Below are 25,271 nucleotides of genomic sequence, written 5' to 3' on the forward strand. Positions count from 1 at the left end.
GGGCCTTTTCTTTTTTCTGCGAGGGACATTTCGAACTCAGGAGGGACCGCCGTTTGGACCGCGCCTTGGCAACTTGAGATATCGGCTATCCGCGCGCCTTGCGGTAGGAATCCTTCAGCGAGATGAGGTCGCCGGAAAAGGCGAAGATATCGCAGCCATCGACTTCGACCTGCTGCCCCGCTGTTGTGGTGCCGACGAAGCGCCAGGACGAGAGGCCGGTGTCGCCGGTCACGATGTGGCTTCCCCTGGTCCATGCCGCTTGCGGAAAGGCATCGATCAAAGCCGCATAGGCAGCGCGCACGGCGGTCCTCCCCAAATGCCTGCGCCCTTCCGCGTCGGGACCGGCAGAACCGTGGAAGGCGCAATCCTCGGCCATGCAGTCCATCAGCGCGTCCACATCGCGAGCATTCCATGCCGCCAGGAAACGGTCGAGAACCGCAAGCCTGCGGGCGGAGAGGTCGCTGTCCACCACCTCGACCTCCAGGAAGGCGAGGGGCGCGTCGCCCGCATTGACGACATTATGGGCGACGCCGGTTCGCCGCGAATAGGGAACCCCCTGGGTGAGCGCTGCCTGCGATTGAGCGCCGTCAGGACCCTCGAGGCCGAGCTTGCCGTCAGTCAGTGGCACGATGACGTAATCATGGCCGTGGATGTGCCACCCCGTCTCGGCCCCGGTGGCAAAGCGCCATTCGGTCACACGGAAACGGTCGTCGTAGATATGGGTAACGGATTCAGCTTTCGGGCGGCTCATTCCAGTCCCTCCTCCGCCACGGCACTGGTCAGGCGTTCGAGTGTCCGGCCCATGCGCGCCATGATCTCCCTGACATCGTCTTCCGTCGAAATCAGTGGCGGGCAAAGGGCCAGCTGATCGCCAATGGCGCGGAAGATGAGGCCTTCCTCGTGGCCGATCCCTGACGCGATAGCACCGGCACGCCCGACCGTCGCGAAGGGGCGCTTGGTGGCCTTGTCGGCCACCAGTTCGACGGCTCCGATAAGACCTGTGCCGCGTGCTTCGCCGACCAGCGGGTGATCGGCAAAGGAGCGGATGCCGGCCTGGAACGAAGCTTCAAGCCTAGCTGCGTTGCCGATCAGATCATGTTCCTCGAAGATGGCGAGGTTTTCCAGCGCCACCGCGGTTGCCACCGGGTGGCCCGAGGCGGTGAAGCCGTGGCCGAAATTGCCGATAGTCGCCGTGTTGTCGGCGATCGCCTGGTAGATCGCTTCCGAAAATACCACGGCCGCCAGCGGCATGTAGGAGGACGTGATCTGCTTGGATAGGGTCATGATATCGGGCGTGAAGCCGAATTTCTGGCAGCCGAAGGGTGTGCCGAGACGGCCGAAACCGCAGATCACCTCATCGGCGATCAGGACGATGTCGTTTGCCCGACAGATTTTCTCGACACCTTCCCAGTAGCCGGCCGGGGGCGGCAGAACGCCGCCGGCGGCCATGACCGGCTCGCCGATGAAGGCGGCAATGGTGTCGGCGCCTTCCTCTGCGATTACGGCTTCGAGTTCGGCGAGCAGGCGCGCGGTGAAGGCCGTTTCGTCCTCGCCTTCCATGCCGAACCGGTAGAAGTGCGGGCAGGTCAGGTGGCGAACCGGGATCGCCGGCAGGTCGAAGTCGCGATGGTTGACCGGCAGGCCCGTGAGGCTGCCGGAGGCGACGGTGATGCCGTGATAGCCCTTGGTGCGTGCGAGGAACTTCTTCTTCTTGGGCCGGCCGAGCGCGTTGTTCATGAACCACATCATCTTGACGATGGTGTCGTTGGCTTCCGAGCCAGATGACGTGAAGAACACGCGTGTCAGGTTCTCAGGTGTTATCTCCACAAGTTTCTCGGCGAGCCGGATGGAGGGCTCATGCGCCTTTGAGGAGAATGTGTGGTAGTAGGGCAGCTTGAGCATCTGCTGATAGGCCGCATCGGCCAGCCGCTTTTCCGAAAAGCCGACCGCCACCGACCAGAGCCCGGCGAGGCCCTCGATGTATTCCTTGCCGCGCTCGTCATAGACGCGGATGCCGTCGCCACGGCTGATGACCAGCGGGCCGGTTTTCTCATGCTGGCGCAGGTTGGTGTACGGATGCATCGTGGTCGCGATGTCGGCTGTGGCGAGAGAGTTGGAAAGCGTGTCCATGAAAGTCCTCAGTGGCTTGGGGAAATGGTAAGCGGTTTGAGATCGAGATACGCTTCGATCCCGTACAAGAAGCCTTCGTGGCCAAGGTCGCTATCGGAAAGCCGGGTATCGCCAGCAGGCAGCATGATGAACCTCAGGAATGCGTGTCGATGACCCGCCGCATCAGCGCGGCGACATCGCGCGCGTTGGGCGGATCGGAGTGAATGCATGCCGTGCCGAAGGATATCGGGCGGACCTTGTTGTCCGTCGTCACCAGTTCGTTGCGGGTGAGCGCACGCGACATGCGGTCTTCGGCGAGCGGCAAATCGATGGCCGAGTGGACGCGGGGGATGATCAGGCTGCCGTCCGGCGCATAGGTGAGGTCGGGGAAGAATTCGCCGATGAACTCCACGCCGAGTGCCTGGGCCGCCGTCTCGTGACAGGTTCCCGCCATGCCGAAAAGCGGTACGCCAAACGGCTTGACGGCTGCGGCAATGGCACGGGCGGTGTCCATGTCGCGCGCGGCCATGCCGTAGACGATGCCATGCGGCTTCACGTGGCTGAGTTGACCGCCCTCGGCGACCAGCATCCCTGTCAGAGCGCCAATCTGGTAGAGGAAGGCCGCGGTCAGTTCTTCCGGCTGCAGTTTCATTTCGCGCCGGCCAAACCCCTCGCGATCCGGAAGGGAAGGGTGCGCGCCGACATTCTTGCCATGCGACAGCGCCAGCCGGACCGTCTTCAGCATCGTCCATGGATCGGAGGCGTGGAAGCCACAGGCGATATTGGCGCAGTCGATATATGGCATGATGCCGGCGTCGTCGCCGAAGCGCCAGTTGCCGTAACTTTCGCCCATGTCGCAGTTCAGGGTGACCATGGTTTGCGTCCCTCAGCCCAGGGTATTTGCCGCCCAGCCGGGGGCGATGTGCGGAAATTCCGGTTGTGTTTCGTGCTCGTGGAGCAGGCGAAGCACGCGCGGCGGTGTCAGCGGCAACTGTCGCACCGGTTTGCCTATCGCGCGTGCCACCGCGCAACCGATCGCGGCACCTACCGCCAGGATCGGCACCTCGCCCGCACCTTTGGTGCCGAGCGGCCCCATCGACGGTGCACCCTCATAGAGGTCGGCCGTGACGGGAACTACGTCCGGAGCCAGCGGCAGGCGATAGGTCTCGAAGTTGTCCTGCGCGATGCGCCCGTCGGTGGTGATCGTCACCTCCTCGTGCAAGGCGTAGCCCAGCCCTTGCACGACGCCGCCCTGTATCTGGCCCATGATGGCACGTGGGTTGAGCGCGCGACCGACATCCTGCACGACGCGATAAGCCAGCACCTCGACATGGCCGGTGTCGGGATCGACCGCCACCTCCGCCTCGTGAACCACGAAGACCGGGATATCGAGTGCGTCGATGAAATGACCCATGGCGCAGCCGGACATTGCCGGAGTGTTCTTGGCCGTGAACGCTCCGCTGCCGGATATCGGACCGGTGGTGGCCTGCGCATGGGCGACGACGGCAGGGATTGTCGCGCCCGAACCAGGGCGGCCCGAGATTTCCACGCGACCGCCCTGCAGAAGGAGGTCTTCCGGCCGGGTCTGCAGCATTTCGCCTGCGGTACGCAGCAGTTTTTCCTTCACTTCCGTGCAGGCAGCAACGCTGGCGGCGCCGATGGATACGGTCGTGCGGCCACCGCCAACGCCGACGTCAAGGCCGGCGGCGTCGGTATCGGCCTCGCGCACGATCACCTGGTCGGGCGCTAGCCCAAGCTGTCCTGCCACGATCTGTGGCAGGGACTGCATCATCGTGCCCGAGCCGATCTCGACGCCTGACGTGACCAATGTCGCACTGCCGTCGGCGTTCAGGTTGACCGTCGCAGCCGATGGTCCAACGAAGACGAACCAGGTGCCGACAGTCGTAGCAGTACCGTAGAGCCTACCGTCGGCCTTCGCTTCCGAGGTGCCGGTGTTGGCTCGCAAGGTTTCCATGCGGTCAAGCATCGGACCCAGCACGTCGGCCTCGAAGACCTGGCCGGTGGCGCCGAGATCGCCGTTCCGCAGGACGTTTTTCTTGCGGAATGCGATCGTATCGAAGCCGAGCGCCTCGCAGATCTCGTCGGTATGCCGCTCCAGCGCGAAGGTGTTGTAGACGCCGTTGCAGGCCCGAAAAGCACCATTGGGCGGGGTGTTGGTGTATATCGCACGGCTGACGAGGCGCATCGCACCGACCCTGTAATTGCCGCCCAGCGTGTGTGCGGTCATCGTGGTCAGAAAGACCTGCTCGCCGCCATAGGCACCGCAATCCATCAGCACGACCGCCTCGCGTCCGACGATTTCTCCCTCTGCCGTGACGGCGGAACGGATGCGGATTTCCGCATTCTCGCGGCAGAGACAGGTGGCCATCTCTTCCTGCCGGCTGTTTTCCAAGATCACCGTGCGCCCCGTCATCCGCGCCAGAAGTGCGGTGATCGGCTCGATGGAGGCATCGAACTTGAGGCCGAAGCCACCGCCGACCGGCGGCACCGTGACCCGCACGCGCCCGGGCGGCAGCTGCATCACCCTTCCGGTGACGTTGCGGACCGTCCAGGGCACTTGCGTTGAGGTCTGGATGTGGGCGCGTCCGTCTTCCCAGGAGCCGATGGCAACGCGCGGCTCGAAGGGGACATGGCTCTGCCGGCCGACGGTGAAGCTGCTCTCGACGATGCGGACATCGGGGCGGGCGAAGGCAGCGTCGACGTCGCCCCGGCTGGACTTGGCTTCCCAGGCGATGTTGCCGGCGCGCGCGCCGCCTTCGGTGATTATCTCATAGTTGCGCCAGTCCTCGTGAACGAGCCGAGCGCTCGGCTGGAGCGCTTCGGCCATGGTGAAGACCGGTGCAAGCGGTTCGATCTCCAGCACGATCGCCGCAAGGGCCGCTCGCGCCTGCGCCTCTGTCTCTGCTGCGACGACCGCGATGGGTTCGCCGTGATAGCGGATCGTGTCGATGGCAAGGAGCGGATGGTCGGCAATGCCGATACCATAGAGCCCGGGGGCGTCGGCTCCAGTCGCTACTGCGCGGACACCGGGACAGTCGTGTGCCGCTGACACGTCGAGCCGCCGGATACGTCCTGCCGGCACCGTCGAGCGCAAAAGCACGGCATGCAGCATGTCGGGGCGAACACGGTCAATGGTGTATTTCGTCCGCCCGCGCAGCTTGTCCTGCGCGTCGCGGCGGGGAAGATTCATTACCGTGGCGGACAGCTCAGACATTCATGCTCCCTGCCGTCTCAGTGGTTTGCTGATGTGTGTCGAGGCAGTCGACGACGGTGTCGACGATCCGCTCGTACCCGGTGCAGCGGCAGATGTTGCCGACCATGGCGGATTTGATTTCAGTACGGCACGCGCCCGGATTGTCGCGCATGAAGGCCGAGAGGCTCATCACCATGCCGGGAAAACACATGCCGCATTGCACGGCATCCGCCGCCTCGAACGCGGCCTGAAGCGGATGCAGTGCTTCCTGGCCGGAACTCAACCCTTCGATGGTGACGACCTCGCATCCGTGCAGAAGGCCGACCGGCTTCAGGCAGGAAGGCACCGCCTCGCCATCGACATGGACCGTGCAGGCGCCGCAGAAGCCTTCGCGGCACACCGCCTTCGTGCCGGTCAGGAAGCGTTCCTGCCGCAAAATGTCGACGAGCGGCGTCATCGGATCGTCGCGAAAGCGATAGTCTTCGCCATTCAGCCGGAATGTCACCGTCATGCCAGACCCTCCGTCTTGAGAAGTGCCGCCATGCTCCGCTTGACCAGAGCCGGAAGAACCTGACGCCGATACCAACCCTCAGCTTCCGTGCTGTCGCGGCCGTGAAAGTCGTTGTGTTCTGCTGCCAGCTCAGTGACGCGCTCCGGATTGAGCGCGAACCCACCCGGTTCTGCAGCCAATGCTTCCTCCAAGGCGGTCCAGCGCCGCGCTATCGGCTCCACAGAACCGACCGCGATACGAAACCGTTTGTCTTTGTCCACAGCGATGGAGACGATCGCTACGGGATAGTCGCCGGCCATGCGAAGCGGCAGGCGGATATGTGCGCTCGCGATCAGGTCGCGGCGCAGGTGGACCTTCGTCAGGATCGCATCGGCCAGCAAAGTAGGCCGATCTCTGAGGAAATCCGAAATGCCGATGAGCTTCGGGCCGTCGAAAGTCTCCATTTCCACCATCGCTTCGCAGACAAGAAGGGCAGGGGCAAGGTCTGCGGCGGCAAAATCCAGGGTGCAGAGGTTGCCGCCAACGGTCGCAACCCTGCGGATGCCGGGATTGGCCGCACCGTCCGCCGCTCCAACCAGAGCCTCGAAGCCCGCCAGCCCTCGCAGCGCACGACCAAGGACCGCGTGAGTAACCGCAGCGCCGATAACGGTATGATCCGGATCGACTTCGACCTCGGACAAGGCCGGAATTCGGTGAAGTGTGACGACCGCCTCGGGAAGATCGACCCCGCGAAGGGGGTCACGCATCATCCATGTGCCGCCGGCAAGCACCGCTGCGCCTTGCTGGCGTGCGGCCAACGCCTCGTCAATACTGCCGGCCACGGTGAACGACCGTTCCACGCTTTGCGCCATTTGTCTTTACCCCTCGGAAACTGCCATCTTTTTGTGGCGCTGCAGCATTGATGCTCCAGCTTTTGGCTCCTGTGAAATAGTAATTCTTGGAATATTATATCGAAAAAACAGATATTTCTGACGGATGGCGAGCGCTTGCAAGTTTCTGCGGCGCTCGCCTTTCTCCAGCGGTCAGGCCCAGTGGGCGACGCTGCGTTTCTCGAAGCTCTCGCGGAACTGCGCCGTGGTCTTGGGGAGGACTTCGCCCGTCTCCCAGTCGAGGATCACGGCATAGTGCCGAACCGCATCGAGCGTATTGATCTCGCCGGCCTGATATTTGCGCGCGACCTCGGCCGGATCCATCCGTGCCCGATCCTTGCGTGTGGCCCGAATGTCGGCGCGACAGGCTTCGGTCGCCGCCTCGTCGATTTCATATTGGCAAAGATCGCGGTCGATCTCGCGGATTACGACGCCATAGTCGGTCTTTGCGCGTTCCAAGGAAACGTAGTCGTCGATGACGTCCTCCTTCACCTTGGCGGGATCGCGCTCAAGCGGATCGCCGAAGCCGCCACCGCCGGCCGTCGGCCGCGCGAACTCATCGCCAGTATAGACGGCATGGTCGGAGAACACCGAGCCGAGCCAAGTCGCCGTGTCTTCTCCGGCCCGCTTCAACGTCAGGCCGTGCGGCATGGACGGCAGGCCGCCTTCGACGCCCCAGACCACAGCGCGCTCGCGGTCGCAGATGTAGGACATGACGGCGTTTTCCGCGTCGAGCAGCACGGAGGTCTTCTGCACGCCGACGCCGCCTCGCCATTTGCCGGGGCCGGCTGAATCCTGCTTGATCTGGAACTCGGTGGTCCGCGTCGGGTTCACCCGCTCGTTGCCTTCGTTCGGCTGCGACATAAGGCCCGTGCCGAAGCAGGCGGTGGTGACGTCGGCGCCATCCTTGCCGTTGCGGCCGCCCCAGCCACCGGGCAGCCATTCGTAGAACATGAAGATCGGCTTGTCGGGTTTGCGCGCATCGCGACCGCCCGCCAGCAGATATTCGAGGTTGAAAGCGCAGGCGATGGCGCGTTCGGGCATGATCTTGGACCACATTTCGAAGATCGCGTTCATGATCTTCTCGAACGGCATCAGGAAGCCGGTCACCGCCACCGGCCATTCCGCACTGACCACGCTGTTCTTCGGCGCGGTCACCTCGATCATGCGATAGAACCCGCTGTTGAGCGGAAGGTCGGGGAAGAAGGTCTTCATGCCGGCGACCACGGCCGAGAAGGTCGCGCCCGGCGCGGAATTGTACATCGAGGCAATGGTCGAATGGCTTCCGGTGAAGTCGTAGTGGATCGTGTCGCCCTTGATCGTCATTTTGATGCGGATCGGGATCATTCCTTCGCCGGCGCCTAGATCCCGGTCAATGTAGTCGACCGTCTCCCAGGTGCCGTCGGGCAATTCGGCGAGACGCTTGCGCACGGCACGTTCAACGTAATCCTGCACCTCCTCCATGCCACGCGTTACCTGGTCACGACCGTATTTCTTGACGAGCCTCAGCAGTTCGCGTTCGGCCGCCTGCGTTGCCTGGGCCTGGGAATGGATGTCGCCGATGATCGATGCCGGATCGCGCGTATTTGCGGCGATCATGTTTGCCACGTCGGAGCAGAAGCGGCCGCGCTGAAAAAGGCGTATCGGGGTGATCCGAAGGCCCTCGCGGAACATATCGCGGGCCGTGACGTCGAAGGAGCCCGGCACCGAGCCGCCGAGATCCGACCAGTGACCGTTGGACTGCGAAAAGCCGATCAGTCTGTCTTCATCGAAAATCGGCCGGACGAGACGAACATCGCTGAAATGCGTGCCCCCAGCATAAGGATCGTTGATGGCATAGACATCGCCGGGCGCCATGTCGCCCTCGAAGACGCGGATCACGTCCTTGCAGGTGTTGTGCAGCGTGCCGACATGGACCGCGATGTCGTAATTGCCCTGGGCGACCGAATTTCCGTCGGCATCGTGCAGGGCGTTTGAAAAGTCGCGATTGTAGATGACGAAGGAATAGCAGGTGCGCAACATCTGCTCGGCCATCTGATCGACGGTGGTGATGAATGAGTTCTTCAGAACCTCGAAGGTTACCGGATCGAGGCTGGCGGTGGGTTCAACCATCTTTGTCATGTCTCAGCCTTTCGTTCCGATGAGGATGTTGAGGAAACCGTCGACGGTCGCGCTCATTCCCGGCGGAACCACTGTGGTGGAATCGAACTGTTCGACGATTGCCGGGCCGGCAAAGGCCGCGCCCGCAGTCAACCGGTCGCGCTCGTAGACCGCGGCATCGTGGGCAACGCCGTCGAACCAGACACTGCGGCGTCCAACCGGTTCGGCCTTGTGCGGCGAGACGTCGTATTTGGCTATTTCGGCTTTGGGGACAATCCCGACCGCCTTCACGGCGATGCGGAAGATGGAGACAGGCGCTTCTTCGCGGCGGTAGTTGAACTCGCGCTCGTGCTCGTTGTGGAACGCCTCGATCATCGAGCACATGCTGTCGATTTGCGCTGGTGCAGAGACGGCAAGCGAGCGCCACTGGCCCTGATACATCATCTCGACCGTGCGCTGCAGCGCCATGTCTTCCTGCGCCACGCCCTCATGGGCAAGACGCTCGACGGCCTGTTCCTCCATGCGGGCGAAGGCTGTCTGCATCTCGGCAGGCGAGACGGTTGAGGCGTCGGCCATGAAGCTTTCGGAGAAATCGTGCTGCACGTCGACAAGAAGGCAACCGAGCGCGGAGGTGACGCCGGGATTGAGCGGAACGATCACGGTCGGGATCGACAGTTCCTTGGCAACCGCGGCGCCATGCAGGGCACCGGCACCGCCGAAGGCGACGAGCGCGAAGTCGCGCGGATCATAGCCGCGGCTGATGGAAAGCAGCCGGACGGCATTGGCCATGTTGGCGTTGGCCACCGCGATGATCGCCTCGGCGGCCTTGTGCAATTCCATGCGGAAGGGGGTTGCCACGGTCTCCTGCACTGCCTCGGCTGCTAGGGCAGGGTCAAGCGTGATCTTGCCGCCGGCAAGGCTGGTGCCGAGACGGCCGAGCATGACATTGGCGTCGGTGTTCGTGGCCGTGCGGTTGCCATTCTTGTAACAGGCGGGGCCAGGATAGGCGCCGGCAGATTGCGGTCCGTTGCGCAAGCTGCCGCCCTCGTCCTGCCAGGCGAGCGACCCGCCGCCCGCACCGATCGTCAGCACCTCGATGGAGGGGAAGCGGATCGGATAGCCATATTCGATGTACCAGTCCTTCGTAATGCGTGACTCGCCATTTGAGGCGAGCGAGACGTCGGTGCTGGTGCCGCCCATGTCGAAACCGATCGAGTTGGGGAAGCCGCAGAGATTGCCGATGAAACGGCTGGCGATCGCGCCCGCGGCAATGCCGGACCCGGCAAGGCGGGCCGAGAAGTCCTTGACGCTTGCCGGTGTCATGACGCCGCCGCCCGAATGCAGCAGCAGCAGGTCGCGCTTGTAACCCGCAGCGGCAAGCTTTTCGCCCAGCCGCGAGACGTAGTCGACGACGACCGGCGCGCAGACGGCGTTCGCCATGGTGGTGGAGAAGCGTTCGTGCTCAAAGATTTCCGGCATCACCTCGGAGGAGATCGAGACCGGCACGTCCGGTATGACTTCCTTGAGGATATCGCGCATGCGGCGCTCGTTTGCGCCGTTGACGTAGGAGTTCATGAAGCAGACGGCGATGGACTTGACTTCGCGCTTCTTCAGCACTTCGGCAACACGGCGGGCGTCCGCTTCGTTCAGCGTTTCGAGGATCGTACCTTCCGCATCGATCCGCTCCCGAACCGTCAGCCGGTCGCGGCGCGGGATATAAGGTTTGGCGACGTCCTTGTAGGTGTCCCAGAGGTCTTCCTTGTTGGCGCGCCGAATTTCGACGACATCCCGAAACCCTTCGGTGCAGACCATGGCGGTGCGCGGCAGGCGGCGGGTGATCAGCGCATTGGTCGCAACTGTGGTGCCATGCGAGAACATCGTCACCTCCGACAGGTCGATCCGGCCTTGTTCCACGCCGTTCATGATCGCCTGCATGGGATCGTCAGGCGTGGACGCTGTCTTTTCGATGCGGATCGCGCCGCTGTCTTCGTCCATGATGCAGATGTCGGTGAAGGTTCCCCCCACATCCACGGCAACTCTGGTTCTGCTCATAACGTTTCCTTCGCAGGCTTGAATGGTTTCGGGCATGACCCGTCAGTCGCCGCCCCAGCGGGAGCGGCGTCAGGAAAAATCAGTCGGGAAAGCGGCTAGAGCATCGGACGATGCGTGGTTCAGTGCCGTCCGCGTAAGGCCGATGCGTGTCCTGCCCGAACGGCCGCCTCGCGACGGGTATCGGTGGGAGAGCAGCCGAACCGCGTCCGGTAGTGCTTGCAGAATTGCGACTGGTCGGCAAAACCCCAGCGATAGGCGATCTCGGCGATGCTGCTGGTGTTGGTCAGCAGCATCAGCTCCTCCGCGCAACGGTCGAGGCGATGATCGCGGATAAAGCCGTTGATAGACTTGTTGCTGTCCTGGAAAAGTCCCTGCAAATAACGCAGGGAAATGCCGCAGGCATCCGCCACGGCTTGTGGTCCGAGGTCGAAACTCTTCAGGTTATCGCGAATATACTGCTCGGCCCGGTGCAGATGACCGGCTCGGATCGGCGAAATACTGCTGTCGAGAACGCGGTCGTCACTAACGATAGACAAGCACAACATTTCCAGGATGTGCCTGCCTGCCATCTCGCGTGCGGCTTCACCGACGTTGTCGGCGTGGCCAATCGTGGCGCGGACCGTATCGATAAAGAGCGCGGCCACGCCTTGCGTCGCGTCGAAGCTGAGGGCGCTGAGCCGTTCGGCCGATCCGATCCGCGCGCGGACGCTCGACGACGGTACTTTGAGAACCCAAAGCGCGTTCGGCTTGCCGTGCCAGAATTCGTAAGGGGCATCGCCACGCTCAAGGAGGAACCCGCCCGGCGCGCATTTCACGGTGCGCGACCCTTGCGAGAAATTCACCTCCGACATTTCCGGAATGGTGATGAGAAGACTGGCGTCGCGCTCGTTGAGGAAATGGCGGCGGTGACGGCGATAGCTGACGGCATTGCAGCGCATCTTCGAAACACTGACAGGCCCCAGCGAAAAGATTTCCAACGTACCGGAAAATTCCCGACGATTTTGATACTCCGTGTCGAGCGGAAAATAGGCTTCGGTTACTGCGGCCTGCCAGGCGTCTCCGCCCGTGGGGCCGCCGATCGTATCGACGACGTATTTCATTCCCCGACCTTTCTGTTTGGTCCCCGGTTTTCCCGGTGTTTTTTGCAGAGTACAGGAAATCGGCGGCGCGTATTGTTCAAAAACGAATAAATTTATGTTGCTGGAGCCTTCACGAAGCTTTGTCTCAGGCAACGTAAAAGCGTGCGACATCACTCCAACTTTTCATCAAGCTGTCCTAGTCTCTGGCGATCCATTTGGCCTGCAGCACTGTAGCCGAACTGATGGGTTTTGATGTCCCTTATGAGGGGCGACCGGCGAGCCGAAGTGGCCACCCTCAGTGCCGGTCATCAGCCGGCGGTGTGGGGTTCTTTCAGGTTCCGTGCTGAAGCGCTTATGATCTTCTTAACGGGACGGCATTCGGCGCTGTTTCGGCTGCTTCCGCGATGTCACGATCACCTTCGTCGCGAGCAAGCGTCTTTCGATCACTTCGATCCGAGGCTGCCTCTCCAAAATACCGCGCGGGCGTTGTTTCCAGCATTCGCCTGAACATCGGGATGAACGCGGTGACGCTCTCATAGCCAAGATCGGCGGCGATGTTCGTGCCCAGTTCGCGTTGTGCGAGACGCTGCAGTGCCAGACCGATATGCAGTTGCTGGCGCCAGTGAATAAACGACATGCTGGTTTCGCGTTGGAATAGCCGACTCAGCGTTCGGTTACTCGCCCCAACCCAGGCACCCGTTTACTGGCGGCAGCGGCGAAGACATCACATTCGCTACACTGCTAAAGCAGTTGGCCATGTGGCGTTCTGGCCAAGGGGTCGAATGCGAATACTCGCTAGTTCGTCAGGCAATGGACACGCTCCGGATTATCTCGGCACCGGGGCAAGGATAATGATGCGAGACAATGCGACTATGCTGCATAGTCTCGTTTTTCTTCGCGATCGTCCTAGAACGTGCGTATTGCACGGAACGAATTCGGTGGCGGCGAAGGTCAGTGGGAAGCGTTGCCGGCGCGCGATAATTTCGATTGAAAATCAATGGCAGTGACCGAAATGAGATTACGGCCTCTGAAACCAATGCTATGTCGCCCCGAAGACGAACGGCCGGTCGAGCCCGAGACCGAGACCGGTGAAGCCAATGTACTCTCGACATCTACCGCCGCCGCCATGCCTGGGTGCGTGTCAGTAACGTGCGCGATATGCCCGCGTGCACAAGCCGGGCAACGACATTCGTATAGAAAATCATCATGCCCATGGCCGCGGCAGGCGCCACGTCGCCGGCGTCGTCCATGTTGAGAACAGCGACCGATGCGAGCTGCGTGTGTGTCGAATAGAGGAACACGACCGCAGACACCGTCGTCATCGCATTCACGAAGAGGTAGATCGAAATGTCGAGAATGGCCGGCAGTGAGACCGGAACCGTGACGCGGAAGAACAGCTTGTAGAATGGCTGCTTGAGCGATGCGGCAACCGGCTCGAACTCGCGGTCCATCTGCTTCAATGCCGTCAGTGCGGTCAGATGCGACACGGTATAGAAATGCGTCACGGTGCTGACGACGAGGATGGCCATCGTTCCATAGATCGCGTTGAACGGGTTCGCCGGATTGTTGAAGAAGAAGATGTAGGCAAGGCCGAGGACCATGCCGGGAACGGCCATCGGCAGCATGGCAAGGAACTGGAACAGCGTACGCCCGAGAGGGAAGCCTTCGCTCTTCTCGACCATATACGCGCCGACGAAGACGATGACCGTGCCGAAGATTGCCGTCAGCAGCGCCATCTTGATCGAATTCGCATAGGCGCCCCAACCGCCGCCATCGACCAGGTCGAAGCGGAAATTCTTGAGCGTCGGCGTCAGGTCGTAGGGCCAGAATTTTACCGTCGCCGCCAGCTGGCAGACGCCGATCAGGGTGAGGATGAACAGGGCAACCGCTGCGCAATAGGCGAAGCACATCCAGTCGAAGCGCGCATTAGGCTTGGGCTGATAGGGCACCGAGCGAGCCGACAGCAGCGCGACCTGTTTCTTCTGGATCAGGCGGTCGACGAAAAAGGCAGCAGCGGCCGGCACGAGAAGGATGACGGAGACAACCGCGCCCATCTCGAAATTCTGCTGGCCGATAACCTGCTTGTAGATATCGACCGCCAGCATGTTGTACTGGCCGCCGATGACCTTGGGCAGGCCGAAATCGGTCACCACCATGGTGAAGACCACGAAGGCGGCCGAGATGATGCCGTAGCGTGCGCCAGGCACCGTGACGGTCCAGAACGTGCGCCATTTGCTGGCCCGCAACGAGGCCGCCGCCTCGTAGTGGCGGGCGTCGGCAATTGCGAGAGCCGTGGATACGATCAACAGGGCGTGGGGCAAGGTGAAGAACACCGAGCCGACGACGATGCCGATCGGGCCGTAGATGGAATAGCCCATCATGGCTTCCTTCAGCAGGCCCTGATTGCCGAACAGATAGACCAATGCGATGCCCGGCAACAGCGATGGGACGAGGATCGGGATCGTCGTGACGAGCCTGAACAAACCCTTGAGGCGCATCTGGCTGCGGTTCAGCGCATAGGCGAGGCCAAACGCGATCGCGATGACAAGTACCGTCGTGATCACGCCCATGAGGACGGAGTTATAGATCGCCTGCGTCAGCGACGGCGTCGAGAAATAGCTGACGAAATTGTCGAGGCCCGTGGCGGTCGACGGTCGCAGCGAAACGCGCCGGAACGTGTTGGAGTCGAGCTCGAGCCAATCGGTGCCGCGATGCAGTTCCGAACCGACAAGGAATGAAGCGGCGCCGTCCATGCCGCGTATGCGGTATTTGACAGGGCTGCGGAAGCTGAAATCGGGGAACAGGCCTGTCACGGAAAGTCGATCGCCAGAACCGGCGTCGAGTTGTTCAGGCTTTATCGCATCGGTCTCGGAGTTCAGCGCCGCCGCGGTCTTGGCCGGGCCGAAATTCGCGCCTGTCTCGTCGCTGCGCTGGATCTCGAAGGCGGCGAGATCGAAGTGATAGGTCGTCACGGATTTTGAAAGCAGCACATAGAGCGGCGCGGCCAGCGCCACCAGAAGATACAGCGAAATGACGATCATCAATCCGCGCTTGATGATGTCGTCCGAGGACATTTGCGGGCGCAACGCCCGGCCGGCCGGTATGGTCAGCGTCGCCGCGGCCATCTCAGGCGGCCTTTCCGAAGACGAGCAGACGTTCGCCCGGCAGTTCGACGCGCATCGCGCCGCCCACCGCGATGCCGAGCCGGCGAACCGCATTGATGGAGAAATCGGCGATCAGGATGCGCGAGCCGAGACGCGGCGACGACAGCCGCGTACGCCAGAAGCTCCCGAGGAACTCCATCTCCTTAACCGTCACCTCGATCAGGTTCTCCGGCGTTCCGACCTTGTCGGTGCTGCCCATGGAATGCGGGATGATGTCGACGGGCCGGATCACCGCCGTTGCGTCGCAGGCGAGCGCGAGCTGATGAGGCGCGCACGCCAGTTCGGTCCCCTCCACGGCCAGCCTGTCGCCTGCCAGAACCTTGGCCGGGATCTGGTTGGTCTCGCCGATGAAATCGGCGACGAAAAGCGTCGACGGCTGGCGGTAGATTTCGGTCGGCGTGCCGATCTGCTCGATGACGCCGTGGTTCATGACCACGATGCGGTCGGCCATCGACAGTGCTTCCTCCTGGTCGTGCGTCACCATGATGGTCGTCACGCCAAGCTTGCGCTGCAGTTCCTTGATTTCGTGGCGCAGATGCACGCGCACCTTGGCGTCCAGAGCCGACAGCGGCTCGTCGAGCAGAAGCAGCCCGGGCGCCACGGCCATGGCGCGCGCCAGCGCGATGCGCTGCTGCTGGCCGCCGGAAAGCTGGGCGGGATACTTTTTGGCCTGACTGGCAAGCCCGACAAGGGCAAGAAGCTCGGCGACACGCGCATTGATTTCCGCCCTTGGGCGTCCGGCATTCTCCAGGCCGAAGGCTATGTTCCGTTCGATCGTCAGGTTGGGAAACAGCGCATAGGATTGGAAGACGATGCCGTAGTCGCGCTTCGACGGCGGCAAGGTCGAAATGTCCTTGCCGGCCTGATGGATCGTTCCGCGCGTCTGCAGGTCGAGGCCGGCGACGGCGCGCAGCAGCGTGGTCTTGCCGCACCCCGATGGCCCGAGGAAGCAAACGAACTCGCCTTCCCGGATCGAAAGGGACACGCCCTTGAGAGCGATGAAATCGCCGAATGCCTTCCACAGGCCGTCGATTTCAAGATAGGCCAGCTTGCCCGTTCCGGTCATTGGATGCACCCCGGCCGGCGTCGCCGGTTGACCGGCCACGATCTCATGTCTCATTCCAGTCACCAGTGCTTGGTTGCGAAAAGGGCGCCGCATCGCTGGGCGCCCCTCGTCAAAGCTGCGATCAGCTCTTCGGCTCGGACTTTGCGTCGTAGCGCTTGGCCCATTCCGTCAGGATCGCCTTGCGGTTGTTGGCCGCCCACTCGAAGTCGTTCTTGATCATGTGGGAGGCAACGTCGGCCGGCAGGTTTTCAACCGGCTTGGCGATGCCCGGATAGGCGAGCACGGCATAGCCTTGGTTGTACATCTCGTTGGCCTCTTTGGAGACCGAGAAGTCGAGCAGCTTCTTGGCCGCGTCGAGATTTGCCGTGCCGGCGATGATGGCCGTTGCCTCGGCCTCCCAGCCCGAACCCTCTTCCGGGAAGATGATGTCGATCGGCGCGCCGGCGCTCTTGGCCTTGGCGCCGGGGAACTCGAAGGAAACGCCAATCACCGTCTCGCCCGCGCCGGCCATCTTGCAAGGCTTGGAGCCGGAATGGGTGTAGGCCGAGATGTTTTCATGCAGGCCGTCCATGAAGGCCCAGGCATCCTTCTCGCCGAAGGTCTGCATCCAGGCGGAGACGTCGAGGAAGCCGGTGCCCGAAGAGTTGGGGTTCGGCATGACGACGTGGCCCTTGTATTCGGGCTTGGTCAGGTCCTTCCAGGATTTCGGCGCGGCGATGCCGAGCTTCTTGGCCTCGACGGTGTTGAAGCACAGCGCCGCGACATAGGCGTCCATACCTGTCCACGATGGAGGCGTGGTGCTGTCGACGAAGCGCGGGTCGAGGTTTTCCACGCCGGCAGGAGCGTAGGGCTCCAGCATGCCTTCGCCCTTGAGCAGCAGGAGCGAAGTCGCCGCCAGTCCCCAGACCACATCGGCCTGCGGATTGTCCTTTTCGGCCAGCAATTTGGCGGTCATGACGCCGGTGGAATCGCGCACCCAGTTGATCTTGATGTCGGGATAGGCCTTCTCGAACTCGGCCTTGTAGCGGTCGAGATCGACGGCCTCGATCGCGGTGTAGACGGTGAGGTTGGTTTCGGCAAAGGCGGTTGAAGCAGAGAGCGCTGCCGCCAGTGCAGCAACGATGATGGATGCGGTATTTTTCATTGTTTGGTTCCCCATTTGACACAATCTGCGATGTATCGAGGCGCTCATGCTCTACGGCAGTTCACCGGTCATTCGCGCCGGTCGATGTCGCCCATGTGTCAATCGTGAAGCCGTATGGTCGATAAGTAAAATCTATTTATCCTATAAAGCCATCACCTGAGGCGATAGTAGTCATGCTGCTGTCATACTACTCGGAGACAGCCAGCGTTATCACGCCGAGGGCAACGACGAGGGCTGCAAGAACGCGCCCGAACCATGGTCTTTCACGAAAGAAGACCACGCCGATCAGGGCGGCGATGATGACGCTGGACTCTCTCACCGCCGATACCGCGCCGATGTGAGCGATCGTCTTGGCGTAGAGCACGAGGCCGTAGGCGGTGACCGCGAAGAGCCCGCCGACCAGACCGATGCCGACGATTTTCCAATCGATCCGAATGCCTGCCCTGCGGCGGCTTGCCAGTATGGCCAAGGTGACCGGCGACTCGAACAGGAAGAGCCATCCCATATAGCCGGTGGGGCTTTCGGAAAATCGAACGCCGATGCCGTCGGCGACGGAATAGGCGGCGATGCTGAGACCGAGCATTGCGGCGACGACAACTGCCTTGCCGTCCGCGTGACCGGCGCCACGCTGCAGCGCCAGGAAAGCAATGCCGGCAGTCACGAGTGCGAGGCCCGACCAGCCGAGTGGCGACAGCGTCTCGCCGATCATCAGGAAGGTGCCGATGGCAACAAGTGCGGGCGCCATGCCGCGCGATATCGGATAGACCTGACTGAGGTCGCCCAGCCGATAGGCCTGGAACAGCAGGACATAATAACCGTAGTGGACGACGGTCGACACCGCTATCGAAGGCCAGCTCGCGACGGCAGGCGGCGGCGATATCGCGATCAGCAGGATGCCGGCCAGCGCATGCATGGCGGACACCGCAGCCAAAGTGAGCGCGCGATCGGGCGCGGCCTTTACCAGCGCGTTCCAGCTTGCGTGAAGAAGTGCCGCGAAAAGCACGATCGTCAGTGCGGTTGCTGACACGCCCGTTAACCGAACAGCTCGGTGATCGTTTCCTCGCCAATCGCAAAGCCGGTGCTGGCGCCGGTTCCGCTGGTAACCATCACCAGCCTCACGTCTTCGTGCGGCTCGTCCGTGAAGCTCGCATGATCCGATGCGGAGGCGTAGGTGCCGGTCCAGCGCGCGAGAACATCCGGCGTTGAGCCTCCGAAAAGGGCTGCGAATTCGTCGAGGATCAGGCGATCGACCTCGTCGGAGGCAAAAGGGTCCGGCGTGAGGCCATAGTGGTGGGAATCGCCGACGACCAGCGACCCGTCCGCGCTCTGGACGACGATCAGATGGACGCCATTGTCCAGCGCCCGGGAACATTGGCTGGTCAGCGTCTTTCGTAGCGATGCAGCTTCAGGTAGCGCCGCATAGCCGGAGTAGCGCAGCAGGCTGAGATCCGAAACCAGCGCCGAGCGAAGCTTGTGACCGGGGTTGGCAAGCCGCAGCATCTGCAGCTTGCAGCGCCGGATGCCGTAGCGGCCTATGCGCTCCGGATAGAGAGTGGCGAGGTCATCGCCGGGACAGACTACGATCTTTGCCGCCCGCACCGGACCGTGGCTGGTTTCCACAACCGGCGGCGCAATGGCCGAAACGGCGACGCCGCGACGGAACTCGACGTCGTGATGGTCCGTCAGGAACGATGCAAGCTTCGGCAACGCCTCGCGCGATTCCACGCGCAGCTCGAACGGGCTGTAGAGGCCACCGACGATTTTCGAACCATCGAGGCCGGGCTGGTGACTTGTCACCTCGTCGCTGGTCAGCAGCCGGCAGTCCTGCCCGTGCGCTCCCGCCTTGAACGCTTCAAGCAGCGCGAGCGCTTCGGGGCGCTGCGCGGCGACGAGTTTTCCGTGCTGGAGGATTTCTATTCCGGCCTGCCCGGCGAGGCTCAGCCATACCTCACGTGACCGTTCGGCATATTGGCGCGAAATGCCGACTTCCTGACCGGTGACCACGACGAGCCCGAAGTTGCGGATCGAAGCGCCGTTCGCCTGTGCATCGCGGTCGATGACGACGACGCGCAGTCCGCGGCGCGCGGCAGCGAGCGCATGCGCAAGGCCGACGATGCCGGCTCCGACGACAGCCAGATCATATTGCATGTCGGTCATGGATCACCAGGGCAGGGAGAAAGTCTTGACGTTGGTGAAGCTCTTCATGGCTTCGATGACGCCTTCCTTGTAGCCGTTGCCGCTATCCTTGATGCCGCCGAAGGGGCTCATCTCGATGCGGTATCCCGGGACTTCCCAAATGTTGACGGTGCCGACCTGAAGGCCGGCGATGTATTTCTGCATGCGGCGGAAGTCGTTGGTGCACACGCCTGAGGAGAGGCCGAAGGCGGTGGAGTTGGAGAGCGCGATCAGCGCGTCGTCGTCGTCGGGGGCGCGGATGATCGGGATGATCGGCCCAAAGGTTTCTTCCATGACGAGTTCGGATGAATGCGGCACCCGGTCGACGACGATGGGCGGAAGCAGCGCGCCCTTGCGGCCGGGATTGTAGAGAATGTCGGCGCCTTGCTCTGCCGCCATGTGGACGCGCCTCTCGAACAAGGCAGCCGCGCGCTCATGCACGACGGTGCCGAGATCGGTGGTGCGGTCCATCGGGTCGCCGAACCTGATCTTCCTTGCCCGTTCCAGCACCAGCGGCACGAAGCGGTCGGCGATGCTTTCCTGGACGAGGATGCGCTTGACCGCCGTGCAGCGTTGGCCCGAGTTCTTGGTCGCACCCGCGACCGCCAGATCGGCAGCCTTGGCCAGGTCGTCGTCGGAGAGGTCGTTGAGGATGATCAGCGGGTCGTTGCCGCCAAGTTCCAGCACCTGGCGCCTGTAGCCGGCCTTGGACGCGATCAGCTTGCCGACAGGCACGCCGCCGGTGAAGGTTATGAGATCGATGTTTTCGTTGGTGATCATCTCGTCGCCGATATCCTTCGGCCAGCCGGTCACCACCGACAGCATCTCCGGCGGCAGGCCGGCCTCGTAGAGGATGTCGGCCAGCACCAGTGCCGTCATCGGTGTCAGCTCGGTCGGCTTGACGACGACGCAGTTGTTGGTGGCAATCGCCGGCGCCACCTTGTGCGAGACCATGTTCAAGGGATGGTTGAACGGCGTGATCGCCGAGATCGCGTTGAGCGGCTCGCGCATGGTGAAGATTTTGCGCGCCTTGCCGTGCGGGGTCAGGTCGCAGGAGAAGATCTGGCCGTCATCCTGGATGCACATCTGGCCCGACAGGGTGAACACGTCATAGGCGCGGCCGACCTCATAGAGCGAGTCCTGCTTGGAGATGCCGAGCTCCAGCGTGATCAGGTAGGAGATTTCTTCCTTGCGGGAGTTCAGCAGTTCCGCCGTCCTGAGCAGGATTTTCTGGCGCTCGTAGCGCGTCAGCTTCGGCTTGTAGGCGGCAGCGATCGCGAAGGCCTGCCGGGCATGCTCGGCACCGCCTGCCGGCACGGTGCCAACCACCGTGTCGTTCCAGGGATAGCGCACCTCGACGACGCCGTCGGCATCGACTTTGCGGCCGGCAATGCGCATTGGCTCATGGCGGACTTTGATCGTAGGATCGAGCTTGGTCACGGCAGTTGTCCTCAGCTCGCCGGCTGCGCTGCGGCCATCACCGCATAGTAGAAGGCATCAAAATTGCGCAGCTTCGGCGCGCCGGGCTGGTCCGGCAGGACCCGGTTGGTGATGAACGGCACCACCTGCTCGGTCAGGCCGCCATGCGAGCGTAGCGGCTCGTTGAGGGCGGCGAGATCATGGCGGTGCTCGCTGGTGCCGATCGTCTTGTTCTCGGTCGAGATCATGACGATGTCGCCGATGCGGTCTTCCGGCAGCTCGAAACGGCGGCAGGCTTCTTCGCGGTCGACGACAAGGTCGATGCCCTCGATCCCGGCCAGCCGCTTCATGATGTCGGCGCGGTCCGCGCCCTTGGGCAGATAGGCGGTGGCGAACGAGCCCAGCGCGCCGTGGTGGACGACATAAGGATCGGTGATCGGCAGGATCACACGCCCGACATCCTTGCCCAGCCATTCGTCGAGCAGGTCCTGCGCATAGACGACGTCCGGCGAGCCATCGGCCTTGTGCTTCGGCTTCATGCCATGGTCGGCGGTCACGACGACTGCAGCACCCAGCGCGTCGAGTTCGGCGAGATACTTGTCGAACATCTCGTAGAAATCGTTGGCCTGCTTCACGCCCGGCGCATATTTGTGCTGCACATAGTCGGTCGTGGTCAGGTACATTACGTCCGGCCGCCATTCCTTCAACAGCTTGACGCCGGCGGCGAAGACGAATTCCGACAGTTCGGCCGAATAGACTTCCGGCACCGGTCGGCCGAGCCAGGCGGATGCATTGTCGATGCCGTGCTCGGCCTTGGTCGTGGTGTCCGACTTCTCCGAGGAAAAGCAGATGGCGCGGTCCTCATCGAACTTCAGGCCATGACCGAGCAGCGAGCGCAGCTTGTCTTTCGCCGTCACCACCGCGACACGGGCGCCAGCATCGTAGAAGGCCTGGAAGACCGTCGGCGCGCGCAGGAATTTCGGGTCGTTCATCATCACCTCTTCGCCCGTCTCGGGGTTGTAGAGGTAGTTGCCGCAGATACCGTGGACAGCCGGCGGACGACCGGTGGCGATCGACAGATTGTTGGGATTGGTGAAGCTCGGGATGACGCTGTGGGCCATCCGCACCGTGCCCTTCGCCTTGATCCTCTCCAGCGCCGGCATCAGCCCCGCACGGATCGCCTCATCGAGATAGGCCGGCTCGCAGCCATCAAGGCAGATCGCGATCGCCGGCACTCGCGGCCAGGCATAATTGCGTCCATTCGCGGACACGGTGACAGGTGACATCTGGTTCATCGGGGCGTTCCCTGGGATTGGAGAGATTTTCAGGCGGCGAGCTTGGCGCGCTCTTCGAGCGCGGTACGGGGCGGCGCCGCATCAGGCACGTTCATTTCTGCGAGCGACTCGCGGGCCGCTTCAACGACCCGCCGCATGACGTGCTCGTCCATGCGGCCGATGCAGCCGACGCGGAACGATTCCACCACGGTCAGCTTGCCGGGATAGATGATGAACCCCTTGTCCTTCATCAGTCCATAGAAGCGGTCGAAGGCGAAGTTCTCATGCGCCGGGCAAAAGAAGGTGACGATGATCGGCGACAGCCAGTGGTCCAACAGTAGCGTCTCGAACCCAAGCTCACGCATGCCGGCAACCATCACGTCGCGGTTTTTGGTGTAGCGGGCGCCGCGGCCGGCAACACCGCCTTCCGCCTCGTGCATCTTCAGCGCCTCGAGAAAGGCGGCAACGACATGCGTCGGCGGGGTGAAGCGCCACTGGCCGGTCTTTTCCAGCGTCGCCCATTGGGCATGCACGTCGAGCGAAAGCGAGTGGCTGCGGCCCTTGGCCGCTTCCAGTTCCGTCTTCTTGGCAATGACGAAGCCAAAGCCCGGCACGCCCTCGATGCATTTGTTAGCCGACGAGACCATCGCCTCGTAGCGGATTTCGTTGACGTCGAGCGGGATGGCGCCGAAGGCGCTCATGGAGTCCACCAGCAGCTTGCGGCCCTTGGCGTAGACGGCTTCGGAGATCTCGGCGACCGGGTTGAGGATGCCGGAACTGGTCTCGCAGTGAATGGCGATGACATGGGTGATCGCCGGATCGGCGTCGAGTGCGGCGGCGACCTCGGCACCGCGCGGCGGCAGGTAATCGCCCTTGTCGATCAGCGTATAGGCGCGGCCCAGATACTGCATGGTCTGCGCGGCGCGAAGGCCATAGGCGCCATTGGCGAGCACCAGAACCTTTCCGTCCTTCGGCACGAAGGAGCCGAGCATGGCCTCGACGCAGAAGGAGCCGCTTCCCTGCATGGGCACGCAATCGAATTCGCCCTTGGTGTCGCCGGTCAACGCCAGCAATCGGCGGCGCATATCGGCAGTCATGGCGCGGAAATCGCCGTCCCAGGAACCCCAGTCGCGCAGCATGGCCTGCTTGACGGCGTAGGCTGTGGTGAGTGGCCCCGGCGTGAGCAAATAAGGTTCGCCGAGCGCCGGTGGCTCAAAACCCTCGACTGGCGAAAACTTGGTCTCGGCGCTCATTGATTTTCCTCCACACGGCGTTCTGCAATGGCGTGATTATCGCCGCCGATGATGTATTTGCAAAATCGTTATTTTGTATCCTTACATAAGTTATAACGATGATCATCAGGCCAGACGCACCAGCCGACTGCTCAGCAGGTCTCCGCTTTGCGTAAGCAGCGGATAAGCGATCGTAACCAGAAGCGAATTGATCTCCTTGAAAGCGCGGACGGCTTCGAGATGGATATCGCTGGTCTCGATGCTTTCCATTTTGCCCGATTGCAGGCGGCGCAGATGCTGTTCGTGGCTTTGACGCTCCTGCATTCGAATGCGCTCCTTCTCGGCCACCAACTGGCGGGCTGCGGCAAGGTCGTTTGAAATCAAGACGTTCAGCGCAAGCTGCATGTTTTCCGCGACACGCGCATGAAGGTCCGTCATCTCCGCCCAGCCCTCCTTGGAGAAATTCAGGTTTTTCTCCGAGCGCTCGGCGGCAAGCACCAGCAGATTCTTGGCGATGACGTCGCCGGCATGCTCCAGGTTGATCGCTACGTCGGTCAGTTCGATGCCGCGCCGCGCTTCCTCCGCCGTCAGCCGGCCCCGGTTCACCTCGGCGATGTAGAGCTTGATGCCGGTGTGGGCATCGTTGACGTCTTCGTCCAGGCTGCGCAGGCGTGCGATCTGCTCGCTCGTCCCGGACTTGAACATGTCCATGACCGGCCGGAACATCAGTTCGACAAGTTCTCCCATGCGCAAAAGCTCGCGCGTGGCGCTCGCCAGAGCCAGGGCCGGAACGCCGGTCACCGCACGATCGAGGGCTGTGATGCGCCGCGCGACATGATCATCATCTTTCGTCCTGGCCGGAGCTTCCGGCAGCAGCTTCGTCGTCAGCCGCGCCATCGCGCCGGTGAGGGGAAGGCAAAACACGCCCAAACATGCGTTGAAGAGGACGTGGAGATTGATCAGTGCCACGCCTGCATTGTCCCCCAGCCAGCCAACCGGCAGGTTGAACAGCTGAATGGCAACCAATGCGACGACTGTCCCGCAGGCTCGAAAAATCAGATTGCCGAGCGGGAGGCGGCGGGCGGCAGGTCCCATGCCCCGTGACAGCCAGAATGCTATCAGCCCGCTGCCGACATTCGCGCCCAGTATCAGCGGTATGCCGGCTTCCAGCGAAACCAACCCCTGCGAGGCCAGGGCGGTGATCATCAGAACGGCGGCGACGCTGGAGTGAATGAGCCAGGTGAACACCGCACCAAGCAGGAACGCCGTCAGATAGTCCTGGGCGAGATAACCGGAGATCATGGGCAGAAGCTCTGCATTCCGAAGCGGACCGGTTGCTTCGCCCAGCAGCTTCAACGACAGGAGCACAAAGCCAACTCCGAGAACCATCCGTCCGGTCTCGCGGATTTTCTCGCCCGGCAGCTTGAGATGCATGACGCCGCCAGCCAGCAGGCAGACCGGGATGAGCCATCCAAGATCGAAGGAGAGCACCCGCACGACCAGCGCCGAGCCAAGATCGGCACCGAGCAACAGAGCCAGCCCGGTCGGCAGCGCCAGTACAGCGCCGGCAGCGAAGCCGCAGGCGAGCATCGCCACCGCCGTTGAACTTTGCAGCATCACGGCCATGGCCGCGCCGCCGGCAGCAGCCCGCACGTGCCCGCCTCTTGCCTCGCCAAACAGCTGGCGCAAGATGGGGGTGTGGGCGTGCTCCATCCCGGTGCGCACGAGATGCACGGCATAGAGCAGCAGCAAGGTTGCGCCCGCGAGGTGCAGAAGGATGATCGAGAAATGCATAGCCGGCTTCCTGTCAGAAGGAAAAGTTCGGCTTCCCCTTTACATAAGTCAATTCGTTAGTTTCTATAC

Annotated in this window: 19 protein-coding genes; all 19 read right to left on the reverse strand. The window is 62.5% G+C overall.

All coding sequences use genetic code 11. The features are described 5' to 3' along the window. Positions 1–85 precede the first annotated feature (85 nt). Positions 86–751 (reverse strand): nuclear transport factor 2 family protein, encoded by a 666-nt coding sequence (locus tag WBQ96_RS20335; RefSeq protein WP_336553485.1) that lies wholly within the window; start codon positions 749–751, stop codon positions 86–88. Then, entirely contained in the window at positions 748–2,130 is a 1,383-nt protein-coding gene (locus tag WBQ96_RS20340; RefSeq protein WP_336553487.1) for an aspartate aminotransferase family protein, read from the reverse strand. Before WBQ96_RS20340 ends, WBQ96_RS20335 begins: the two co-directional genes overlap by 4 nt. A gap of 133 nt (positions 2,131–2,263) precedes the next feature. Continuing rightward, positions 2,264–2,983: a LamB/YcsF family protein gene (locus WBQ96_RS20345; protein WP_336553489.1), complete on the reverse strand. Its 720-nt coding sequence runs from the start codon at positions 2,981–2,983 to the stop codon at positions 2,264–2,266. 12 nt (positions 2,984–2,995) lie between these two features. Continuing rightward, positions 2,996–5,344, reverse strand: coding sequence for a xanthine dehydrogenase family protein molybdopterin-binding subunit (locus WBQ96_RS20350; RefSeq protein ID WP_336553490.1), 2,349 nt, complete (start codon positions 5,342–5,344; stop codon positions 2,996–2,998). Then, the gene (locus tag WBQ96_RS20355; RefSeq protein ID WP_336553493.1) at positions 5,337–5,834 is read right to left on the reverse strand and encodes a (2Fe-2S)-binding protein; all 498 of its coding nucleotides are present in this window, start codon (positions 5,832–5,834) and stop codon (positions 5,337–5,339) included. Before WBQ96_RS20355 ends, WBQ96_RS20350 begins: the two co-directional genes overlap by 8 nt. Beyond that, the gene (locus WBQ96_RS20360; protein WP_336553495.1) at positions 5,831–6,685 is read right to left on the reverse strand and encodes an FAD binding domain-containing protein; all 855 of its coding nucleotides are present in this window, start codon (positions 6,683–6,685) and stop codon (positions 5,831–5,833) included. The genes WBQ96_RS20355 and WBQ96_RS20360 overlap by 4 nt, the downstream gene beginning before the upstream one ends. A gap of 171 nt (positions 6,686–6,856) precedes the next feature. Continuing rightward, the gene (locus WBQ96_RS20365; protein WP_165120314.1) at positions 6,857–8,824 is read right to left on the reverse strand and encodes a hydantoinase B/oxoprolinase family protein; all 1,968 of its coding nucleotides are present in this window, start codon (positions 8,822–8,824) and stop codon (positions 6,857–6,859) included. 3 nt (positions 8,825–8,827) lie between these two features. Further along, positions 8,828–10,855, reverse strand: coding sequence for a hydantoinase/oxoprolinase family protein (locus WBQ96_RS20370; protein ID WP_336553497.1), 2,028 nt, complete (start codon positions 10,853–10,855; stop codon positions 8,828–8,830). Positions 10,856–10,974: 119 nt separating this feature from the next. Next, on the reverse strand, positions 10,975–11,955 hold the full coding sequence (locus WBQ96_RS20375) for a helix-turn-helix domain-containing protein (protein ID WP_336553499.1): 981 nt from the start codon (positions 11,953–11,955) through the stop codon (positions 10,975–10,977). Between the two features lie 331 nt (positions 11,956–12,286). Continuing rightward, the gene (locus WBQ96_RS20380) at positions 12,287–12,571 is read right to left on the reverse strand and encodes a helix-turn-helix domain-containing protein (RefSeq protein WP_442920868.1); all 285 of its coding nucleotides are present in this window, start codon (positions 12,569–12,571) and stop codon (positions 12,287–12,289) included. Between the two features lie 475 nt (positions 12,572–13,046). Further along, positions 13,047–15,059 (reverse strand): putative 2-aminoethylphosphonate ABC transporter permease subunit, encoded by a 2,013-nt coding sequence (locus WBQ96_RS20385; RefSeq protein ID WP_336553500.1) that lies wholly within the window; start codon positions 15,057–15,059, stop codon positions 13,047–13,049. A gap of 1 nt (position 15,060) precedes the next feature. Then, positions 15,061–16,218, reverse strand: coding sequence for a putative 2-aminoethylphosphonate ABC transporter ATP-binding protein (locus tag WBQ96_RS20390; protein ID WP_442920869.1), 1,158 nt, complete (start codon positions 16,216–16,218; stop codon positions 15,061–15,063). 67 nt (positions 16,219–16,285) lie between these two features. Then, the gene (locus WBQ96_RS20395; protein ID WP_336553502.1) at positions 16,286–17,308 is read right to left on the reverse strand and encodes a putative 2-aminoethylphosphonate ABC transporter substrate-binding protein; all 1,023 of its coding nucleotides are present in this window, start codon (positions 17,306–17,308) and stop codon (positions 16,286–16,288) included. A gap of 187 nt (positions 17,309–17,495) precedes the next feature. Next, positions 17,496–18,335, reverse strand: coding sequence for an EamA family transporter (locus tag WBQ96_RS20400; protein WP_336553504.1), 840 nt, complete (start codon positions 18,333–18,335; stop codon positions 17,496–17,498). Positions 18,336–18,340: 5 nt separating this feature from the next. After that, positions 18,341–19,465 (reverse strand): TIGR03364 family FAD-dependent oxidoreductase, encoded by a 1,125-nt coding sequence (locus WBQ96_RS20405; RefSeq protein WP_336553507.1) that lies wholly within the window; start codon positions 19,463–19,465, stop codon positions 18,341–18,343. Positions 19,466–19,468: 3 nt separating this feature from the next. After that, entirely contained in the window at positions 19,469–20,923 is a 1,455-nt protein-coding gene (gene phnY, locus WBQ96_RS20410) for a phosphonoacetaldehyde dehydrogenase (protein WP_336553508.1), read from the reverse strand. An 11-nt stretch (positions 20,924–20,934) separates the two neighbouring features. Continuing rightward, on the reverse strand, positions 20,935–22,197 hold the full coding sequence (phnA, locus tag WBQ96_RS20415) for a phosphonoacetate hydrolase (RefSeq protein WP_336553509.1): 1,263 nt from the start codon (positions 22,195–22,197) through the stop codon (positions 20,935–20,937). 29 nt (positions 22,198–22,226) lie between these two features. Beyond that, positions 22,227–23,429 (reverse strand): 2-aminoethylphosphonate--pyruvate transaminase, encoded by a 1,203-nt coding sequence (locus WBQ96_RS20420; protein ID WP_165120324.1) that lies wholly within the window; start codon positions 23,427–23,429, stop codon positions 22,227–22,229. A 105-nt stretch (positions 23,430–23,534) separates the two neighbouring features. After that, on the reverse strand, positions 23,535–25,202 hold the full coding sequence (locus WBQ96_RS20425) for a Na/Pi cotransporter family protein (protein ID WP_165120325.1): 1,668 nt from the start codon (positions 25,200–25,202) through the stop codon (positions 23,535–23,537). Between the last annotated feature and the right edge of the window lie 69 nt (positions 25,203–25,271).

It is taken from the genome of Mesorhizobium sp. CCNWLY176, assembly GCF_037153935.1.
GTDB lineage: Bacteria > Pseudomonadota > Alphaproteobacteria > Rhizobiales > Rhizobiaceae > Mesorhizobium_M > Mesorhizobium_M zhangyense.